The 17300-nt window shown below is 67.8% G+C and carries 12 protein-coding genes, 1 tRNA gene and 2 pseudogenes; 8 read left to right on the top strand and 7 right to left on the bottom strand.

Features of this window, described 5'->3' with window-relative positions:
* Nucleotides 1-28: 28 nt before the first annotated feature.
* From M6G65_RS11575 to M6G65_RS11560, 4 genes and pseudogenes are all read right to left on the bottom strand, one after another.
* Nucleotides 29-1032 (bottom strand): annotated as a pseudogene (locus M6G65_RS11575) (SMP-30/gluconolactonase/LRE family protein).
* 51 nt (nt 1033-1083) lie between these two features.
* Entirely contained in the window at nt 1084-2814 is a 1731-nt protein-coding gene (gene araD, locus M6G65_RS11570) for an L-arabinonate dehydratase (protein ID WP_238197072.1), read from the bottom strand.
* A gap of 16 nt (nt 2815-2830) precedes the next feature.
* Nucleotides 2831-4189, bottom strand: coding sequence for an MFS transporter (locus M6G65_RS11565; protein WP_238197071.1), 1359 nt, complete (start codon nt 4187-4189; stop codon nt 2831-2833).
* Nucleotides 4190-4270: 81 nt separating this feature from the next.
* A complete protein-coding gene (locus tag M6G65_RS11560) occupies nt 4271-4990 on the bottom strand; it encodes a ribonuclease activity regulator RraA (protein WP_238197070.1) in 720 nt (239 codons plus the stop codon).
* Nucleotides 4991-5180: 190 nt separating this feature from the next.
* Between M6G65_RS11560 and M6G65_RS11555 the strand changes: the two genes are divergently transcribed.
* The 6 genes and pseudogenes from M6G65_RS11555 (at nt 5181) to M6G65_RS11530 (ending at nt 11889) form a co-directional block, all read left to right on the top strand.
* Nucleotides 5181-5882 (top strand): GntR family transcriptional regulator, encoded by a 702-nt coding sequence (locus tag M6G65_RS11555; protein WP_238197069.1) that lies wholly within the window; start codon nt 5181-5183, stop codon nt 5880-5882.
* Between the two features lie 123 nt (nt 5883-6005).
* The gene (locus tag M6G65_RS11550; RefSeq protein WP_250103951.1) at nt 6006-7676 is read left to right on the top strand and encodes a thiamine pyrophosphate-binding protein; all 1671 of its coding nucleotides are present in this window, start codon (nt 6006-6008) and stop codon (nt 7674-7676) included.
* 61 nt (nt 7677-7737) lie between these two features.
* Nucleotides 7738-9315: an aldehyde dehydrogenase (NADP(+)) gene (locus M6G65_RS11545; RefSeq protein ID WP_238197067.1), complete on the top strand. Its 1578-nt coding sequence runs from the start codon at nt 7738-7740 to the stop codon at nt 9313-9315.
* 110 nt (nt 9316-9425) lie between these two features.
* A tRNA-Gln gene (locus tag M6G65_RS11540) sits at nt 9426-9500 on the top strand.
* A gap of 120 nt (nt 9501-9620) precedes the next feature.
* Nucleotides 9621-10034 (top strand): DUF6538 domain-containing protein, encoded by a 414-nt coding sequence (locus M6G65_RS11535; RefSeq protein ID WP_238197066.1) that lies wholly within the window; start codon nt 9621-9623, stop codon nt 10032-10034.
* A 225-nt stretch (nt 10035-10259) separates the two neighbouring features.
* Nucleotides 10260-11889: pseudogene (locus M6G65_RS11530) on the top strand (long-chain-fatty-acid--CoA ligase).
* A 79-nt stretch (nt 11890-11968) separates the two neighbouring features.
* On the opposite strand, the gene M6G65_RS11525 reads toward M6G65_RS11530, so the two are convergent.
* On the bottom strand, nt 11969-12667 hold the full coding sequence (locus tag M6G65_RS11525; RefSeq protein ID WP_238197064.1) for a glutathione S-transferase family protein: 699 nt from the start codon (nt 12665-12667) through the stop codon (nt 11969-11971).
* A 114-nt stretch (nt 12668-12781) separates the two neighbouring features.
* Between M6G65_RS11525 and M6G65_RS11520 the strand changes: the two genes are divergently transcribed.
* Nucleotides 12782-13357 (top strand): TetR/AcrR family transcriptional regulator, encoded by a 576-nt coding sequence (locus tag M6G65_RS11520; RefSeq protein ID WP_250103950.1) that lies wholly within the window; start codon nt 12782-12784, stop codon nt 13355-13357.
* A 202-nt stretch (nt 13358-13559) separates the two neighbouring features.
* Here the strand turns inward: M6G65_RS11520 and M6G65_RS11515 are convergent, their stop codons facing one another.
* Nucleotides 13560-13988 carry a GNAT family N-acetyltransferase gene (locus tag M6G65_RS11515; RefSeq protein ID WP_238197062.1) on the bottom strand — a complete coding sequence of 143 codons (429 nt, stop codon included), beginning with the start codon at nt 13986-13988 and terminating at the stop codon, nt 13560-13562.
* Nucleotides 13985-14470 (bottom strand): hypothetical protein, encoded by a 486-nt coding sequence (locus tag M6G65_RS11510; RefSeq protein WP_238197061.1) that lies wholly within the window; start codon nt 14468-14470, stop codon nt 13985-13987. Before M6G65_RS11510 ends, M6G65_RS11515 begins: the two co-directional genes overlap by 4 nt.
* A 419-nt stretch (nt 14471-14889) precedes the next feature.
* Here M6G65_RS11510 and M6G65_RS11505 point away from each other — a divergent pair, with 419 nt between their 5' ends.
* Nucleotides 14890-17274, top strand: a complete 2385-nt coding sequence (locus tag M6G65_RS11505) for a sensor domain-containing protein (protein ID WP_238197060.1) — start codon at nt 14890-14892, stop codon at nt 17272-17274.
* Nucleotides 17275-17300: the final 26 nt, after the last annotated feature.

Below are 17300 nucleotides of genomic sequence, written 5' to 3'. Positions count from 1 at the left end.
CACTGCGGCGCGAACCGCCCGTCCAACCTCAGCAGGTCCCCGCACCCCGCGTATTCACGTACAGCGCGTAGACCGAGTGCGACGCCGTCATCAGCAGCAGGTTGCGGTTGACGCCGCCGAAGCACAGGTTGGCGCAGCGCTCCGGCAAGCGGATCCGGCCGATCAGCTTGGCCTGCGGCGACAGCACGATGACCCCGTCCTCGGCCCGCTCATCCCCCAGCCGCACCAGAGATTGCCGTCGACATCGACGCGGAACCCGTCCGGCGTGCCGGTGCCGGCATCGTAGAACACCCGCCCGTTCGCGGTCTTGGTGCCGCTCTCGACCACATCGTAGATGCGGATCAGCCGGTTCGGCTTCGCCCGCGCCTCGATGACGTAGAGCTTGGACTCGTCCGGCGAGAAGCAGAGCCCGTTCGGACCCGCCACGCCCTCGACCACGACGCTGGCCTGCCCCGTCCTGGGATCGATCCGGTAGACGTTGCCGGGAAGCTCCGGTGCGGCCATCGACTCGTGCGGGTTCGGCCCGAAGGCCGGATCGGTGAACCAGACCGCGCCGTCGGAGTGGCAGACCACGTCGTTGGGCGAGTTCAGCGGCTTGCCGTCGAACCGGTCCATCAGCGTGGTGACGGTGCCGTCGTACTCGGTCCGGGTCACGCTGCGGGTCTTGTGCTGGCAGGTGATCAGGCGGCCCTGCCGGTCGCGGGTGTTGCCGTTGGCGTAGTTCGACGGCTTGCGGAACACCGAGAGCGCGCCCGAGGCCTCCTCCCATTTCATGATCCGGTCGTTGACCACGTCGCTGAACAGCAGCGATCCCATGTCGCCGAACCAGACCGGCCCCTCGGCCCAGCGGAAGCCGGTAGCGACCCGCTCCACCGTCGCCGACGCGAGCCTGTACTTGGCGAAGGCTGGGTCGAGGATCTCCACCGCCGGGTCCGGCACCCGCTGCGACGGCTCCCAGCCGGCCCCGGCCGCCCGCGCGGCACCGAGCAGGGCCGCTCCGGCGAGCAGCCCCCTGCGTGCGATCATGACCATGATACCTCCCTGTCATGTGGCCCGCCGCCTGTTGCCGACGGCTCGGGCCGGTCAGTGAATCTCGGGTTCCGGGATCCCCCCGGCGCCCTCCAGAAAGTCGAAATCGCAGCCCTCGTTGGCCTGCCGCACGTGCTGGGCGAACAGCCGGTTGTAGCCCCGTGGATAGGCCCGGTCCGGCGGCACGAAGGCTTTCACGCGCGCCGCGATCTCGGCATCGTCGAGGTGCAGGTGAATCCGGCGCCCGGGCACGTCCACCGTGATCAGGTCGCCATTGCGTACCGCCGCGAGCGGGCCGCCCGCAGCCGATTCCGGCGCCACGTGCAGGATGCAGGCGCCGTAGCTGGTCCCGCTCATTCGGGCGTCCGAGATGCGGACCATGTCGCGCACGCCCTGCCGGAGCAGGACCTTGGGGATCGGCAGCATGCCCCATTCCGGCATGCCGGGGCCGCCGATCGGGCCGGCATTGCGCAGGATCATGACGTGGTCGGGGGTGACGTCGAGATCGAGGTCGTTCACCGCCGCGTTCATCGCATCGTAGCTGTCGAAGACCAGCGCGGGCCCGGTATGGTTCAGGAAACGCGGGTCGGCGGCCGGCGGCTTGATCACGCAGCCGTCCGGGGCGAGGTTGCCGTACAGGATCGCGGTCCCGCCCATGGAGACGATCGGCCGGTCGAGCGGGCGGATCACGTCGTCGTTGAACACCTTCATACCGGCGAGCCCGTCGCCGATCGTGCCGCCGGTGACCGAGCGGGCATCGAGGTGGAGCAGGGGGGACAGGCGCACCATCAGGGCGCGGATGCCGCCCGCGATGTGGAAATCCTCCATCAGCCACTGCCCCGAGGGCCGAAGGTTGGCGATCACCGGCACCTTCTGGGCGAACTCGTCGAACTCGGTGAGCTTGACCGGGATACCGGCGCGCCCCGCCATGGCCACGAGGTGGATCATCGCGTTGGTGGAGCCGGCCAGCGCGTTGTGGACCACCAGGGCGTTGTCGATCGAGCGGCGGTCCAGGATGTCGGAGGGCTTCAGGTCCTCCCAGATCATCTCGACGATCCGCCGGCCGCAGGCGCCGGCCATGCGGGGGTGGTCGGCGTCCGCCGCCGGGATCGAGGCCGAGCCGGGCAGGGACAGCCCCAAGGCCTCGGTGATCGACGTCATGGTCGAGGCCGTGCCCATGGTCATGCAGGTGCCGGCGGAGCGGGCGATGCCCGCCTCCATGTCGTTCCATTCCTGCGTGGTGATGTTCCCGGCCTCCTTCTCGGCCCAGTACTTCCAGACATCCGAGCCGGAGCCCAGGATCGTGCCGCCGAAATGCCCGCGCATCATCGGTCCGGCCGGGAGGAAGATCATCGGCAGGTTCATGGAGATCCCGCCCATGACGGTGCCGGGCGTGGTCTTGTCGCAGCCGCCCATCAGCACCGCGCCGTCGACGGGATGCTGGCGCAGCAGCTCCTCCACCTCCATGGCCAGGAGGTTGCGGTAGAGCATCGTGGTCGGCTTGACGAAATTCTCGGACAGCGAGAGCGCCGGCAGCTCGATTGGGAAGCCGCCCGCCTGCCAGACGCCGCGCTTCACGTGCTCCACGCGCTCGCGGAAATGCTGGTGGCAGGGGTTGATGTCGCTCCAGGTGTTGATGATGCCGACGATCGGCTTGCCGGTGAAATCCGCGCGCTCGTAGCCCATCTGGAGCATGCGGGAGCGGTGGCCGAAGCTGCGCAGGTCGGTGGCGCCGAACCAGCGCTGGCTGCGCAGGTCGTCCAGGGTCTTCTTGCGCGCGGTCATCGCTCTGTCTCCGGTCTCACGGGTTCGGACGGGCCGGCTGGACTGCCCCCTCCGCGTCGAACCGCCGATCCGCCGACATCCTGCCCGGCCGGACTGCGACCCATGTGATGGCTCCGGACGCGACGGCACAAGCCGCCAGGAAGTAAAGTCCGGCCTCGTAAGTGCCGGTGTAATCCTTGAGCCAGCCCAGCACGTAGGGACCGACGAACCCGCCGAGATTGCCGATCGCGTTGATCAGCGCGATGCCGCCGGCCGCCGCCGGCCCCGACAGGAACTCCCCCGGCATCGCCCAGAAGGCCGGCTTGCTCCCGTAGAGCCCGATCGTCGCCACCGACATCGCCGTGAGCGCCCAGAGGCTGCCCAGCATCGGACCGGAGGCGATCAGGCCCAGGGCGGCGACCAGCGCGGCGATCACGAAGTGCCAGCGCCGCTCGTCGCGCCGGTCCGACGAGCAGCTCCAGGCGATCATGCCGACGGTCCCGACGACGTAGGGCACCGCCGTGGCCACGCCGGTCTCCCAGTCGGTGAGGTGCAGGCTCTTCAGGATCGGCGGCAGGAAGAAGGTGATGCCGTAGGTGGCGGTGCCGATGTTGAAGTAGATCGCCCCAAGCGCGAGCACCCGCCGGTCGGTGAGGACCTGCCAGAGCGTGAAATGCCCATGGGTCCGGAGCGTCGCCGCGCGCTCCGCCGCCAGCGTCTCTGCCAGCCAAGCACGGTCCTCCGCACTCAGCCAGGTCGCCTGGGCCGGCCGGTCCGTCATCAGCGCCAGAACCGCGAAGGCCAGCAGGATCGAGGGCACCGCCTCGAGGATGAACAGCCACTGCCAGCCGTGCAGCCCCCATGTTCCGTCGAGCTGCAGGATCGCCCCCGAGATCACCGCGGTGAGGACGTTCGAGCCCGGCACGGCCAGGAACAGGGCGGCCACCACCCGAGCCCGGTACCGCTGCGGAAACCAGTAGGTGAAGTAGAGGATCATGCCGGGGAAGAAGCCGGCTTCGGCGACGCCGAGCAGGAAGCGCAGGGTGAGGAAGCTCACCGGGCCGGTGATGAAGGCCATGCTGCCCGCGACCAGTCCCCAGGTGACCATGATCCGGGCGATCCAGAGCCGCGCCCCGGCCCGCTCCAGGAGGACGTTGCTCGGCACCTCGAAGATGACGTAGCCGAGAAAGAAGATGCCGGCCGCCCAGCCGTAGACCGTGGCGGAGAACCCGAATTCCCGGTTCAGGCCGAACGAGGCGAAGCCCACGTTGGTCCGGTCCATGTAGGCGACGAAGTAGATCAGGACGATCAGCGGCAGGAGACGCCACGATACCTTGGCGATCGTGCGCCGCTCGATCTCTGGCGCTGCCGTAACCGTGGGAATGCCCGCCGCCATGGCGCCCTCCGAGCCGAAACCGTGACGTCACGGCCCGGCACCGATCGGCGTCCGCACCCGGAGCGGGCGGAAGCGGCCCGCTCAGCGTCCGGTCCGCTGCCGCCAGGCGGCGAAGTCGGTCAGGCTCTGTTCGTCGGTCGCAGGATAGAGGCCGAGGATTGTGCGGCCCTTGCGTACCTCCTCGGTCACGAAATCCTCGTAGGCGGTCATCTCGACGGCCTCGTCGGCGATCGCGTCGGCGAGGTGAGCCGGGATCACCGCCACACCGTCGCCGTCGCCCACGATCACGTCGCCGGGGAAGACGGGGGCATCGCCGCAGCCGATCGGCACGTTGATGTCGATGGCCTGATGGATGGTGAGGTTGGTCGGCGCCGAAGGCCGTACGTGGTAGCTCGGCATGGCGAGCTGGGCGATCTCGTCGGCATCGCGGAAGCCGCCATCGGTGACGAGCCCCGCGCAACCCCGCACCATCAGCCGCGTGGCCAGGATCGAGCCGGCGGAGGCCGCCCGCGCATCCTTCCGGCTGTCGATTACCATCACGGCGCCGGGCGGGCATTCCTCAACGGCCTTGCGCTGCGGGTGGGCGCGGTCCCGGAACACCGTGATCGAGTTCAGGTCCTCGCGGGCCGGGATGTAGCGCAGGGTGAAGGCCTCGCCGACCATCATGCCGCCGCCGGGCTTCAGCGGCCGCACCTCCTGGATCATCTGGTTCCGGAAGCCGCGCTTGAAGAGGGCGGTCATCAGGGTCGCCGTGCTGACGGTCTTCAGCTTGGCGCGCGTCTCAGGGGACAACCCGGCCATCCGCTCCTCCTCCCGGGCCTCGGTCTCGGCGCCCGCCGACGGTGACAATCACGCGTCGCTTGCACCGGCCTTGGCTCCCGTCCGCGCTGCGCACGAACTGATATCCCAGGTCTTGAGTAACACGGCGCGCCGCGCCATTGTCAACCGCGCAGGTCGCGGCAGACACGGCCTGACATCGACGGGGAAGCCCTTGGCCGGATTGGGATTTGCGGGCGACGGGAGCACGGCGCCGGCCGAGGCGCAGAGGCCGCGCTCGCTGGCCGAAACCGCCTACGACGCCATCGAGCAGATGATCATCAGTCGCCGCCTGACCCCGGGCGCGATGGTTTCCGAGGGCGAACTCGGCGCGGAACTGGCGCTCGGGCGGACCCCGGTCCGCGAGGCGCTGGCGCGTCTGAAATCGATCGGCTTCGTTGAGGTTCACCCGCGGCGCGGCGTGCTCGTCACGCCGGTCGACATCCTCAAGCATCTCGAGCTTCTCGAGGTCCGGCGCCCCCTGGACGAGACCGTGGCGCGCTGCGTGATCGCGCGCGGCTCGGACGACGACATGGCGCGACTGCAAGCCTGCGTCGCCGCCCTGCTGGCGGCTGCCGAAGCGCGGGACCGCGAGGTCTATTTCCGGACCAAGCGGTCCTTGCACGAGACCTTGGTCGGGGCGGCCTACAACACCACCCTCGCCAGCACCATGACGGCCCTCCACGCCCAGTCCCGGCGGTTCTGGTACACCCACGAGCCGACCGCCAGCTTCCTCGATTGCGCCGGCCTCCACGCCGCCATCGTCTCGGGCATCACGGCCCGCGATCCCGAGACGGCGCTTGCCGGCATCGGCCGGCTGTTCGACTTTCTCGATCAAATGACCCGGCGCGCCCTCGACCGCAGGCCGCGCGTCTGACAGGCTGACGCGCATCGGGATGCCCGCAACCCGCACTGGGATATCAGACGTATCTCAGGAGGTGGCGGGCGGCATGACCCGCAAGAGGCTTCGGGCGCGGCTCGATCGCCAGGGAGGAACGGCTTGAGCGGATTGCCCTCACGCACCGGCGCGCAGGTGCTCGTCGACCAGCTGCTCGCGCAGGGCGTCGAGCGCGTGACCTGCGTACCCGGCGAGAGCTACCCGGCGGTTCTGGACGCCCTGCGCGACAGCGGGATCGACGTCCTGGTCTGCCGGCAGGAGGGCGGCGCGGCGATCATGGCGGAGGCCGCCGGCAAGCTCACCGGCCGGCCCGGCATCTGCTTCGTCACGCGGGGGCCGGGCGCCACCAACGCCTCGGCGGGAATCCATATCGCCCGCCAGGATTCGACGCCGATGATCCTGTTCGTCGGCCAGATCGCTCGGCGGATGCGGGACCGCGAGGCGTTTCAGGAGATCGATTACCGGCAGATGTTCGGCGGCGTCGCCAAGTGGGCCGTGGAGATCGGCGACGCGGCGCGCATCCCGGAGATCCTCGCCCGGGCGTTCCGGGTTGCCCTCCAGGGCCGCCCGGGGCCGGTGGTGATCGCCCTGCCGGAGGACATGCTCGGCGATGTCGTGGCCGCGACCGACGCGCCACGCGTGGTCCCGACCGAGCCCGCCCCGTCCCCGGGCGACGCGCAGCGCCTGCGGACGATGCTGGCGGAGGCGCGGCGGCCGGTGGCGCTTCTCGGCGGCTCGCGCTGGACCGCCGGGGCGGTGGCCGCGTTCGCGGCCTGGGCCGAGCGCCACGACATCCCGGTCGCGGTTTCGTTCCGGCGGGCGCAGCTGTTTCCCGCCGATCACCCGAACTTCGCGGGCGAGCTCGGCATCGGGCCCAACCCGGCCCTTCTGGCCCGGATCAAGGAGGCCGACCTGCTGCTGATGGTGGGCGGGCGCCTCTCCGAGATGCCCGCGCAATCCTACGGCCTGCTCGGGATCCCCGATCCCGGCCTGCCCCTGGTCCATGTCCATCCCGACGCGGCGGAGCTCGGCCGGGTCTACCAGCCCGCCCTCGCCATCGAGGCGACCCCGGACACCTTCTGCGCGGCGCTGCCGGACTTCGCGCCGACCGGTCAGGGGCGCGCCGCCGAGGCCCACGCCGCCTATCGCGCTTGGTCGGAGACGCCGGAACCGAAGCCGGGCGCCTTCCAGTACGGGCAGGCAATCACGTGGCTGCGCGAGCGGCTGCCGCCGGACGCGGTGATCTGCAACGGCGCCGGCAACTTCGCCACCTGGGTCCACCGCTACTACCGGTTCCGCGCCTTCGGCACGCAGCTCGCGCCGACATCGGGCTCAATGGGCTACGGCCTGCCGGCCGCCGTGATGGCCAAGCGCAGCCACCCCGAGCGGATCGTCGTGGCGCTCGCGGGCGACGGCGACGTGATGATGACGGTGCAGGAATTCGCCACGGCCGTGCAGTACGGCGTCGCCGTCGTGGTCGTCGTGCTCGACAACGGCATGTACGGCACGATCCGGATGCACCAGGAGCGCGAGTATCCCGGCCGGGTCTCAGCGACGGAGTTGCGCAATCCCGACTTCGCGGCGCTGGCCCGCGCCTGCGGCGGCCACGGCGAGCGGGTCGAGCGAACCGAAGCGTTCGCCCCCGCCTTCGAGCGCAGCCTCGCCTCCGGCCTGCCGGCGATGATCCACTGCCTCGCCGATCCGGAGGCGCTGACCCCGACCATGACTCTCGCGGCGATCCGCGAGAAGGCGTTCGCGGCGCAGCGGGGCTGACGGGCCCCGCCATGGCCGTCCCGGTGCGGCGCGGTCGCACCCTTATGAAGAGGAGCAGCTCATGACCGTGCGCGGCGAGAACCTGATCGGGACCGAGGCCCGGCGCGGCCGGGAGGCTGCGTTCCGGGCGGTGGCGGCGGCCACCGGCGAACCAATGGAGCCCGATTTCCCGGGGGCGAGCCTCGCCGACCTCGACCGGGCCTGCGCGCTGGCCGAGGCCGCCTTCGACACCTATCGCGAGACCGATCCGGAAGCCCGGGCCGGCTTCCTCGAGGCGATCGCCGCGAACATCCTGGAGATCGGCGACGATCTCGTCACCCGCTGCATGGCCGAGACCGGGCTTCCCCGCCCGCGGATCGAGGGCGAGCGCGCCCGGACCGTCGGCCAGCTGCGCCTCTTCGCCAGCGTGGTGCGCGACGGCAGCTATGTCGCGGCGCGCATCGACCCGGCGCTGCCGGACCGCAAGCCGCTGCCGCGGCCGGACCTGCGCCTGCGCCGCATCGCGGTGGGGCCCGTGGCGGTGTTCGGGGCGTCGAACTTCCCGCTCGCCTTCTCGGTCGCGGGCGGTGACACCGCCTCGGCCCTGGCGGCCGGCTGCCCGGTGATCGTCAAGGCCCATCCGGCCCATCCCGGGACCTCGGAACTCGTCGGCCGCGCCGTTCAGAAGGCGGTCTCATCCTGCGGCCTGCCCGAGGGGACCTTCTCGCTCCTGTTCGATGCCGGTCAGTCCATCGGCCAGGCGCTGGTCGCCGATCCCCGGATCGCGGCCGTGGGGTTCACCGGCTCGCGCCGGGGCGGCACGGCCCTGATGGCGATCGCGGCCGGGCGCCCGACGCCGATTCCGGTCTACGCCGAGATGAGCAGCATCAACCCGGTGTTGCTGTTCCCGGCCGCGCTGGACGCGCGCGGTGCGGCGATCGGCAAGGCTTTCGCGGCCTCGCTGACCCTGGGTGCCGGCCAGTTCTGCACCAATCCCGGCCTGATCCTGGCCCTGCCCGGGCCGGGCCTGGACGCCTTCCTCGACGCGGCCGCGGCGGCGCTTCGGGAGAGCCCGGCCGCGACCATGCTGACGCCGGGAATCCAGCGCGCCTACCGCGAGGGCGTCGCCCGGGTCGCGGGCCACAACGCCGTCACCCTGCTGGCCGAGGGGCCGGAGGGTGCGGCGACGCAGGGGCGGGCGACCCTGTTCGCCACCGACTCGGACGCCTTCCTGGCGGATCCCGCGCTGCAGGAGGAGATGTTCGGGGCCTCCGCCCTCGTCGTCCGCTGCCCGGACTTCGCGGCGATGCGGGCGGTGCTGGAGCATCTCGAAGGCCAGCTGACGGCCTCGCTGCACCTCGCTGCCGCGGACCATGCGGCGGCGCGCGATCTGCTTCCGCTCCTGGAGCGGCGGGTCGGCCGCATCCTGGTCGATGGGTTCGGGACCGGGGTCGAGGTGGCGCATGCCATGGTGCATGGCGGACCGTACCCGGCGACCTCGGACGGGCGCACGACCTCCGTGGGCAGCCTTGCGATCGACCGGTTCCTGCGGCCGGTGAGCTATCAGGACGTCCCGGACGCCCTGCTGCCAGCCGCGCTCCGCGCCGCAAACCCTCTCGGCCTGCCGCGGCGCATCGACGGCGCCCCCGAGCGCGCCTGAGACCGTCTTCGGGCGAAGGGTCTTCGGACGCGGGGCTGGAACGGCTCCGCGTCCGCGATCTGAGCGCTTGCCACGTGCCCCACTGGCGTCTAGACAGCGACCGCCCACCTTGGGGCGTCGCCAAGTGGTAAGGCAGCGGTTTTTGGTACCGCCATTCCCAGGTTCGAATCCTGGCGCCCCAGCCAAAGGCTCGAGATTCTCAGCCGACCGTTGATTCTCCGGCTGTTTCCGGACCTGCCCGGTCCGACCGCAACGTCCAGGCCCACTCGGGATGTCCGCAGTTCTGGACGGCAGGGAATCACGCCTTGCCCCGCACCAACATCCGCAGCCGCGGACAGACGATCCTGTTTCGTCGTATCATCCCCCACGATCTGCGCCCACGGTTCGGCCAGCGTGAGATCCTGCGCTCCCTCGGCCACGCCACACCCAGCCAGGTCCGGCGAATGGCGCAGCGTTTGTGGGAGAGGACAGGGACCTTGTTCACCCTCGTCCGCTTCAACCGATCACTTACACCCGCAGACATCGAACGGCTCGCCGAGCAAGACCTCGACTCTGAGTCCCTTAGGCACGACGGTCTGATCGCGACCATCGGGCACTATCCCGAACGCGAGGATCTGCCCGCCGCCGACACAGTTTTTGGGCTCGCCCCAGTCTACGGCGGCGATCCAGCCGAGCTGGCCGTCATTGGACGGCCGCCCGATAGCCGACATTCAGTTTGAGATCTGATGCCGCTCTGTCGTTGAACTTGGCAGCACCTCGGAAGCAGACGCTGACGCAATCGAGTTTGAGCGTCTGGGTGATGACACAAGATCGCGCGCCACCCGAATCCCTTCCGACACGAAATGCACTAAGCTCGGCGCCAGCGGACCTCGATGCCCGCTTGCAAGTCCGCGTCGGAAGAGGCCGGGTGCCTCCGCGCGGCCAAAGGGAGGCACAGGCGCGCCATGCTCGGCCAGATGCAGGACTGGCCCCTGCTCATTCACCGCATCCTCGACTATGCCGAGGCCCAGCACCCTCATCGGGCCGTGATCTCGCGCTCCGTTGAGGGACCGATGCACCGCACGACCTATGCGGAGATCCACGAGCGAGCGCGGCGGCTCGCCAAGAGGCTGGAGCGGGACAGCATCCGTGCGGGCGACCGCGTGGCGACGCTGGCCTGGAACACGTGGCGCCACTTGGAGGCGTGGTACGGCATCACCGGTGTCGGTGCGGTCTACCACACGGTCAACCCTCGCTTGTTCGAGGATCAGATCGCCTACATCATCAATCATGCGGAGGATCGGATCCTCCTCCTCGACCTGACGTTCGTGCCGCTGGTCGAGCGGCTGGCCGAAGACCTGCCCACGATCGAGCGCTTCGTCATCCTCACCGACGCGGCTCACATGCCGCAGGACGAACCTGCGCGACGCGGTCGCCTACGAGGCGTGGATTGCAGAGGCGGACGCGGACTTCGCCTGGGCGCGCCTCGGCGAGAACGCGGCGGCAGGCCTCTGCTATACCTCCGGCACTACGGGCAAGCCGAAGGGCGTGCTCTACTCGCACCGGTCGAACGTGCTGCACGCAATGGCCAACAACAGCCCGGACTACATCGGGCTCAGGAGCCGCGACGTCGCGATGCCGGTGGTGCCGCTGTTCCATGCCAACAGCTGGTCGCTCGCCTTCTTGGCTCCGATGACGGGTGCGGGCTTGGTTCTACCCGGCCCCCGGCTCGACGGCGCATCGCTGCACGAGTTGCTGGAGCGGGCGGACGTCACTGTGACGGCGGGGGTGCCGACGGTTTGGCTCGGGCTGCTTCAGCACCTAGACGCCACGGGGCGCAGGCTCGCTCACCTGCGGCGTATCCTGATCGGCGGGTCGGCCTGTCCGCGCGCTATGATTGAGCGCTTCGAGCGTCGCGACTACGGGGTCGCCGTGATGCACGCCTGGGGGATGACCGAGATGAGCCCGATCGGCTCGTTCTGCGCGCTCAAACCCGAGGTCGAGCGCCTGGACGAGGCGTCGAGCCTCGACCTCAAGACGAAGCAGGGATACCCGCCCTTCGGGGTCGAGTTTCGCCTGACCGACGATTCGGGCAGCGATCTGCCTTGGGACGGCACCACGCTCGGCCGCCTCAAGGTTGCAGGCCCAGCGGTGGCCAAGGCCTACTTCCGGGACGGCACGCCGATCCTCGGCGACCGCGGGTTCTTCGATACCGGTGACATCGTCACCATCGACCCGAATGGCTACATGTCGATCACCGACCGCTCCAAGGACGTGATCAAGTCGGGCGGCGAATGGATCTCCTCGATCGAACTGGAGAATCTCGCGGTCGGCCACCCCGACGTGGCGGAAGCGGCGGTGATCGGCATCGCCCATCCCAAATGGGACGAGCGCCCGCTGCTCGTCGTCGTGCCAAAGGCCGGCCGCACGCCTGAGAAGGCTGAGATCCTCGCGTTCATGCGCCCGAGCATCGCCAAATGGTGGTTGCCGGATGATGTCGTTCTGGTCGAGGAGATCCCGCACACGGCGACGGGGAAGATCCAGAAGACGACGCTGCGGGATCAGTTCCGGGACTATCAGTGGCCGGGCGTGTGATGCTCCAAGGCAGCTATCGCAGTACGCCGCTCGAAGCAGCCTTGCGGTCGGACGGTTGCCACGCCCGACCGCCTGACGCTCATGTGCGATTGTCGATCTCCGGCACACCGCTGCTACGATCAGCATACGCGGCGATGAAGGCCGGTCGAGCCTGCCAGCGCCGCCAGAAGGCATCGAGATGTTCGAACCGCTCATCGAGCGGGGTGGCGTTGACGGGGAACTTGGAGAACGCGATGGCCGTCGCCAACGTGATGTCCGAGAACGTCGGCTGATCGCCTCCCAGCAGCCACGCACGGCCGTCGGAGAGATGCTGGTCGACCAAACCGGCATGCGCCAGGGCCACCTTGCGGGAATGCTCGCCCCAGGCCGGATTGCTGGTCAGTTCGAGCTTCGGGCCCAGACCCTGATGCAGGACGTGGAATGCCGTGACGATGGGATAGAGGATGTGGACCCACACCCGATTGTCCCACATCTGATCGAGGCCACGCTCGTGCGCCGTCCCGCCCATGATCTTGCGGCCTTCGAACGTGTCGTCGAGGTAGCGGGCAATGGCGGAGGTCTCGCTCAGGTAAGAGCCGTCGGCGAGCGCGAGCGTCGGTGTCTCGCCCCAAGCGTTCATCTTCAGGTGCTTCCAACCCCGCTGCTCGCCCACCGGTGACATGTCGTAGACCGTCTCGTCGAAGTGACCGGCGATGCCCTTCTCATGCATGAAGATCCGCAAGCGCTGCGGGTTCGGGAAGGCCGAGGGTGAGGTGAAGAGCTTGAGCTTGTCGGACATCGTCGGCTCGCTTTCCTGAGGAATTTGTCTGTCTGTCATATGACAGGTTGCAAGCTAGGACCGTCATCTTGTGCCGTCAACCCCTGTCTGCCATATGACAGGTGGAGGTTGAACATGGCAGCGACGTCAAAGGGGAATGTGAGAGAGGCCATCCTCGTGGCCGCCAGGGAGGCGGCGATGGCCTATGGCTACGGCGGCCTCAACTTCCGCGACATCGCGGAGACCGTCGGCATCAAGGCTGCCAGCATCAACTACCACTTCGCCACTAAGGCTCTCCTCGGCGAGGCGGTTGCACGGCGCTACTGGGAAGATATCGCCCGCGATCTCGAAGCCATCTCGGCGAATGCCCGAAGCCCAACCGAAGCGTTGCAGCGATACCCGAGCATCTTCCGGCTATCTCTGGAGCGCGACAATCGCATGTGCCTGAGCAGCTTCATGGCGACAGAACATGACGAGCTGCCCGAGCCAGTGTTGAAGGAGGTGCATACTTTCGCCGACGTGAACATTGCTTGGCTATGCGAACATTTGATCGCGGCCAAACTCGCCTCGCCAGCCGAGGGTGAGTTAAGGGCCCGCGCCATTTATGCTGCTGTCGCCGGGGCGCAGATCATCGCTCGCAGCCGTTCGGACGTGAAAGTGTTCGATAACTTGATCGAAAGCTACCAACGAATGGGATTGCTCCCAAGCTAGTTAAGCTTTGTATCTGGAAATTGCGAGTTTGGGTGCTTCCGCCGGATCAGATCCACGCCGGACGACCGGTTCAGCGCATATCTCATCCAGACGCAGACCAGGTGTTTTCCACCCTGTGCGGTCGTTCCACAACCTCCCCGTTCCGGCCTCCGGCGAGGACGACGAGCACGAGAACTCGCCAACGTAACGCCGACGGGCGAAGTCAATCCGCCAGTGTCTTGGACATCCATATGTACGCATGGCCGGGAGGCACATCGAGCAACCGACACTCCTCCGCATATCCCGACTTCCTGTAGAACTCCGGGGCCTGAAACGTCATCGTCGCCAGCCTGACCCTGCGGCACCCATGTTTGCGCGCCGCGTCTTCGGCCTTCCGTAGCAGACGCTGTCCGATCCCCTGCCGCCGTCTTTCCTCCTCCACCCAGAGAATCAAGACGACGAACCAGTCCCACTGTATCAGGCCCTTGAGACCGCCCAACACCTGTCCCTGGTCGTCACGGCATACAAGCCATAGGGGCTTGGTCGGGTCGGGGCCGTTGTGAAGTTCGTTAGAGCGGTCCAGCCCATCCTCGACAATCTTCGCCGTTTCCGCATCGATGTCAGCACTGACCGTAATGCGTTCGCGCGTCATGGGCGGTCTCCAGGTCGGTCCGCTCCGCCGTAGGGCGGCATTGAGGCGTTGGCCGCGGCATCAGATGTTCGACAACGTGCGCCCGCGCCGGGGCCACCGGGTCCTTTGCCCGGCCTAGGCCCGGCGGTCATGCTGACAGTGACACAATCACCGGGCGTCGGCGCAGTGACACTGCCCATGAGGGAGTCCTTGATCCCCGGGCAGCCCGTCGTGACCGGCGGCGCGAAGTTGGCGCGGTTGGTGCTCGCCCCGCCGACGGAACAGATCATGTCGGCTCTGGCGGTGGCGTTGTTGTCGCCCTGGATGGCCTTCGCATCGGTTGAGTTCGCGTACAGCGAGCAGGCGGTTGCCGACAAGTTGGCGTTCTTCTCCAGGTGCAGGCTGCCCTTGGCTGCGGGATCGAGGGTGAGCAGGCACAGGCGCATCTTGCCCATGATGGTGACGGTCGAGCGCACCGTGATCGGCAGGATCTTGATCCCCACGAAGGCGCCGAAGGCGAGCTTGAAATTGTCGGTTGCAGTCACCTACCCCGAAACGCCATTCCGGTCGCGGCTCATGCGTTGCACGGTCGCGTGGGGAGAACGCCTCAGCTCACCAACGCAATATGAATTGCTAAGTACAACGCGGTAACCATTCCTTGAGAAAAGTAGATATTGCACTGCACATGCCGAACATGGCCGCGATTGCTTAACGGATCAGCCTCTATGATTGCCCTGATCTAGTAGGGGTCGTAATGCATCCGGTCTCAGCTGAGGGAGCGGGCATCCCATTTGGAAATGATACGGTCGGAGATGCCGCCGCGGCGTCCGACTACGATGCTCAGCGTCTTGCTGAGATCGCTGCCCAGTTCGGCCGCTGGCGCATCAACGTAGCCGACCGGACCATTCGCTGGACGGAGGGCGTGGCTTCGATCTTCGGCGTTGCCATGCCCGATCGTGGCTTGATGCCACTCGATGAGCACCTGCGCTTCTACCATCCGGACGAACGCGACGCGGTCCGCACGCGCATCGAGGCCGTGATCCATGGAACAGAGCCGAGCCTGCAGGGTACCTACAACGGACAAGCTCGCATCGTTCGACCGGATGGCGCAGAGCGCACCGTCATCATCCGCGGCGTGCCAAAACGCGACGCTGCGGGCGCGGTCACCGCTATCGTCGGCATCCTCCTGGATGTCACCGAGCAGGCATGGATGCAGGAGAAGTTGCGCGAGACGAGCGAGCTTCTGCGCACCACACTGGAGAATATGGATCAGGGGCTGATCCTGTACGGCCCAGACATGCGCGTGCGCCTGCACAATAGGCGCGCGAGGGAGCTCCTCGACCTGCCGGAAAGCGTTCTGTGCGAGGGCAGCCCCTACGACGTCATCAACGCCTATCAGGTCGCCCGTGGCGAGTATCAGACGAGCCCGGACTCGCTGATGGGCGCTCTCGATGCCGCCGACCTCGCCAGCTTGCCCGACGTGTACGAGCGGGCGCGACCAAACGGAACAAGCCTTGAGGTGCGCGTCGTACGGCTTCCGGACGGGGGCTATGTGCGCACGTACAGTGATACGACACGACGGGCCGAGAGCGAGCGCGCGCTCTTGGCGAGTGAGGCTCGGCTGCGCGCGAGCGAGGATCGCCTCGCCCATGCCTTGGACAGCGGCAACGACGGCCTCTGGGACTGGAACCTGGTGACGGGCGAAGCGTGGTTCTCCGACCGCTGGTTCCGGATGATTGGGTACGAGCGGGGCGAGTTGAGGCCGAACCTCGAACTGTGGCCGCAGGTCGCCCATCCCGAGGATGGCGAGCGCGCTGTCAGCGCCATGCGCGACCACCTGCGCGGCCTGACAGCGACGTATGAATGCGAGTACCGGCTCCTGACGAAGAGCGGTGGCCAAATCTGGGTTCTCACACGCGGCAAGGTCGTCGGTCGCGACGCGAGCGGTCGCGCGCTCCGGGTCGTTGGCACGCAGATCGACATCACGCGGCGCAAGGAGGCCGAGCAGCAGGTGGCCCACATGGCCACGCACGACGGCCTGACCGGACTGCCCAATCGAGCGCTGTTCCGCGACCGGCTCGAACAGGCGTTCGCGGCTTCACGGCGCCACGGCGACGGTTTCGCCCTGCTGGTCTGTGATCTGGACCGCTTCAAGGTCGTGAACGACACGCTCGGCCACTTGGCGGGGGACGCAGTCCTACAGGTCGTCGCCGAACGGTTGCGAGGTGCCGTGCGCGACGGCGACACGGTCGCGCGACTTGGCGGAGACGAGTTCGCGATCATCGTCAGCCGCCTCGATGGTTCACAGAGCGCCGGTGTGGTTGCTCGCCGCGCGATCCAGTCGTTGGAGCAGCCGATCGAGCTTGACGGACGACGGATGAGCGTCGGCATCAGCATCGGCATTGCCCTGGCACCACAGGATGGCTTCGACGGCCAGAGCCTGTTCAACCACGCTGACATGGCGCTCTACATCGCCAAGACGGCCACGCACAGCGAGTGCTGCTTCTACGATCCCAGCATGCGCACGATGGTTGCGGTGCAGGGCGAACGCGAGCAGACATTGTTGGAAGCGCTGTGGCGCGACGAGTTCACGCTGCACTACCAGCCGATCGTGTGTGCCGCGGATGAAGCGGTCAGCGGGTTCGAGGCGTTGCTGCGTTGGCAAAATCCGACGCGCGGCTTGATACCGCCCTCTGAGTTCATCCCGCTGGCCGAGGAAACGGGCCTGATCGTCGCGCTGGGTGAATGGGCCCTGCGCGCCGCCTGTCGCGAGGCCGTTTCGTGGCCGGATGACTTGCGTGTGGCGGTCAACGTCTCGGCCGTGCAGTTCCAGCAGCCCGGGTTGGAGCAGGCCGTCCTGGGGGCGTTGCTCACGTCGGGACTGGCGCCGCACCGGCTTGAGCTTGAGATCACCGAGAGCGTGTTGATGCGGGACAGCGAGGCGGTGATCGCCTGTCTGCACCGGCTGAAGGCTCTCGGCGTCCGCATAGCGCTGGACGATTTCGGCACCGGTTTTTCATCCTTGAGCTACTTGCGCAGGTTTCCGTTCGACAAGATCAAGATCGACCGCACGTTCATCCGTGACATCACTGACCCGGATACGGCCTCGATCGTGCGAGCGATTGTCGGCATTGGCTCTCGACGGGGAGCTATTATTACGGCTGAAGGTGTCGAGACGCAGGATCAGTCCGAGAAGGTGCAACAGGAAGGCTGCACCGAGATGCAGGGCTTCCTGTACAGCAAGCCCGTGACCGCGTCCGACGCTCTAAGCTTCATACGAACGCACCGGAGCAGGCACGCGGCCTGATGTCACGAGCAACATCGCAGATCCTG

Source organism: Methylobacterium tardum (assembly GCF_023546765.1).
Classification (GTDB): Bacteria; Pseudomonadota; Alphaproteobacteria; order Rhizobiales; family Beijerinckiaceae; genus Methylobacterium; species Methylobacterium tardum.
The sequence above is the reverse complement of the archived record's forward strand: the minus strand, read 5'-3'. Positions and strand labels throughout refer to the sequence as shown.

Bases quoted from the DNA above. Each gene is read 5' to 3' on its own strand.
- M6G65_RS11545 (WP_238197067.1), top strand. From the start codon at position 7,738: ATGACCGTGCGCGGCGAGAACCTGATCGGGACCGAGGCCCGGCGCGGC.
- araD (WP_238197072.1), bottom strand. From the start codon at position 2,814: ATGACCGCGCGCAAGAAGACCCTGGACGACCTGCGCAGCCAGCGCTGG.
- M6G65_RS11515 (WP_238197062.1), bottom strand. From the start codon at position 13,988: ATGACGCGCGAACGCATTACGGTCAGTGCTGACATCGATGCGGAAACG.
- M6G65_RS11520 (WP_250103950.1), top strand. From the start codon at position 12,782: ATGGCAGCGACGTCAAAGGGGAATGTGAGAGAGGCCATCCTCGTGGCC.
- M6G65_RS11525 (WP_238197064.1), bottom strand. From the start codon at position 12,667: ATGTCCGACAAGCTCAAGCTCTTCACCTCACCCTCGGCCTTCCCGAAC.
- M6G65_RS11560 (WP_238197070.1), bottom strand. From the start codon at position 4,990: ATGGCCGGGTTGTCCCCTGAGACGCGCGCCAAGCTGAAGACCGTCAGC.
- M6G65_RS11565 (WP_238197071.1), bottom strand. From the start codon at position 4,189: ATGGCGGCGGGCATTCCCACGGTTACGGCAGCGCCAGAGATCGAGCGG.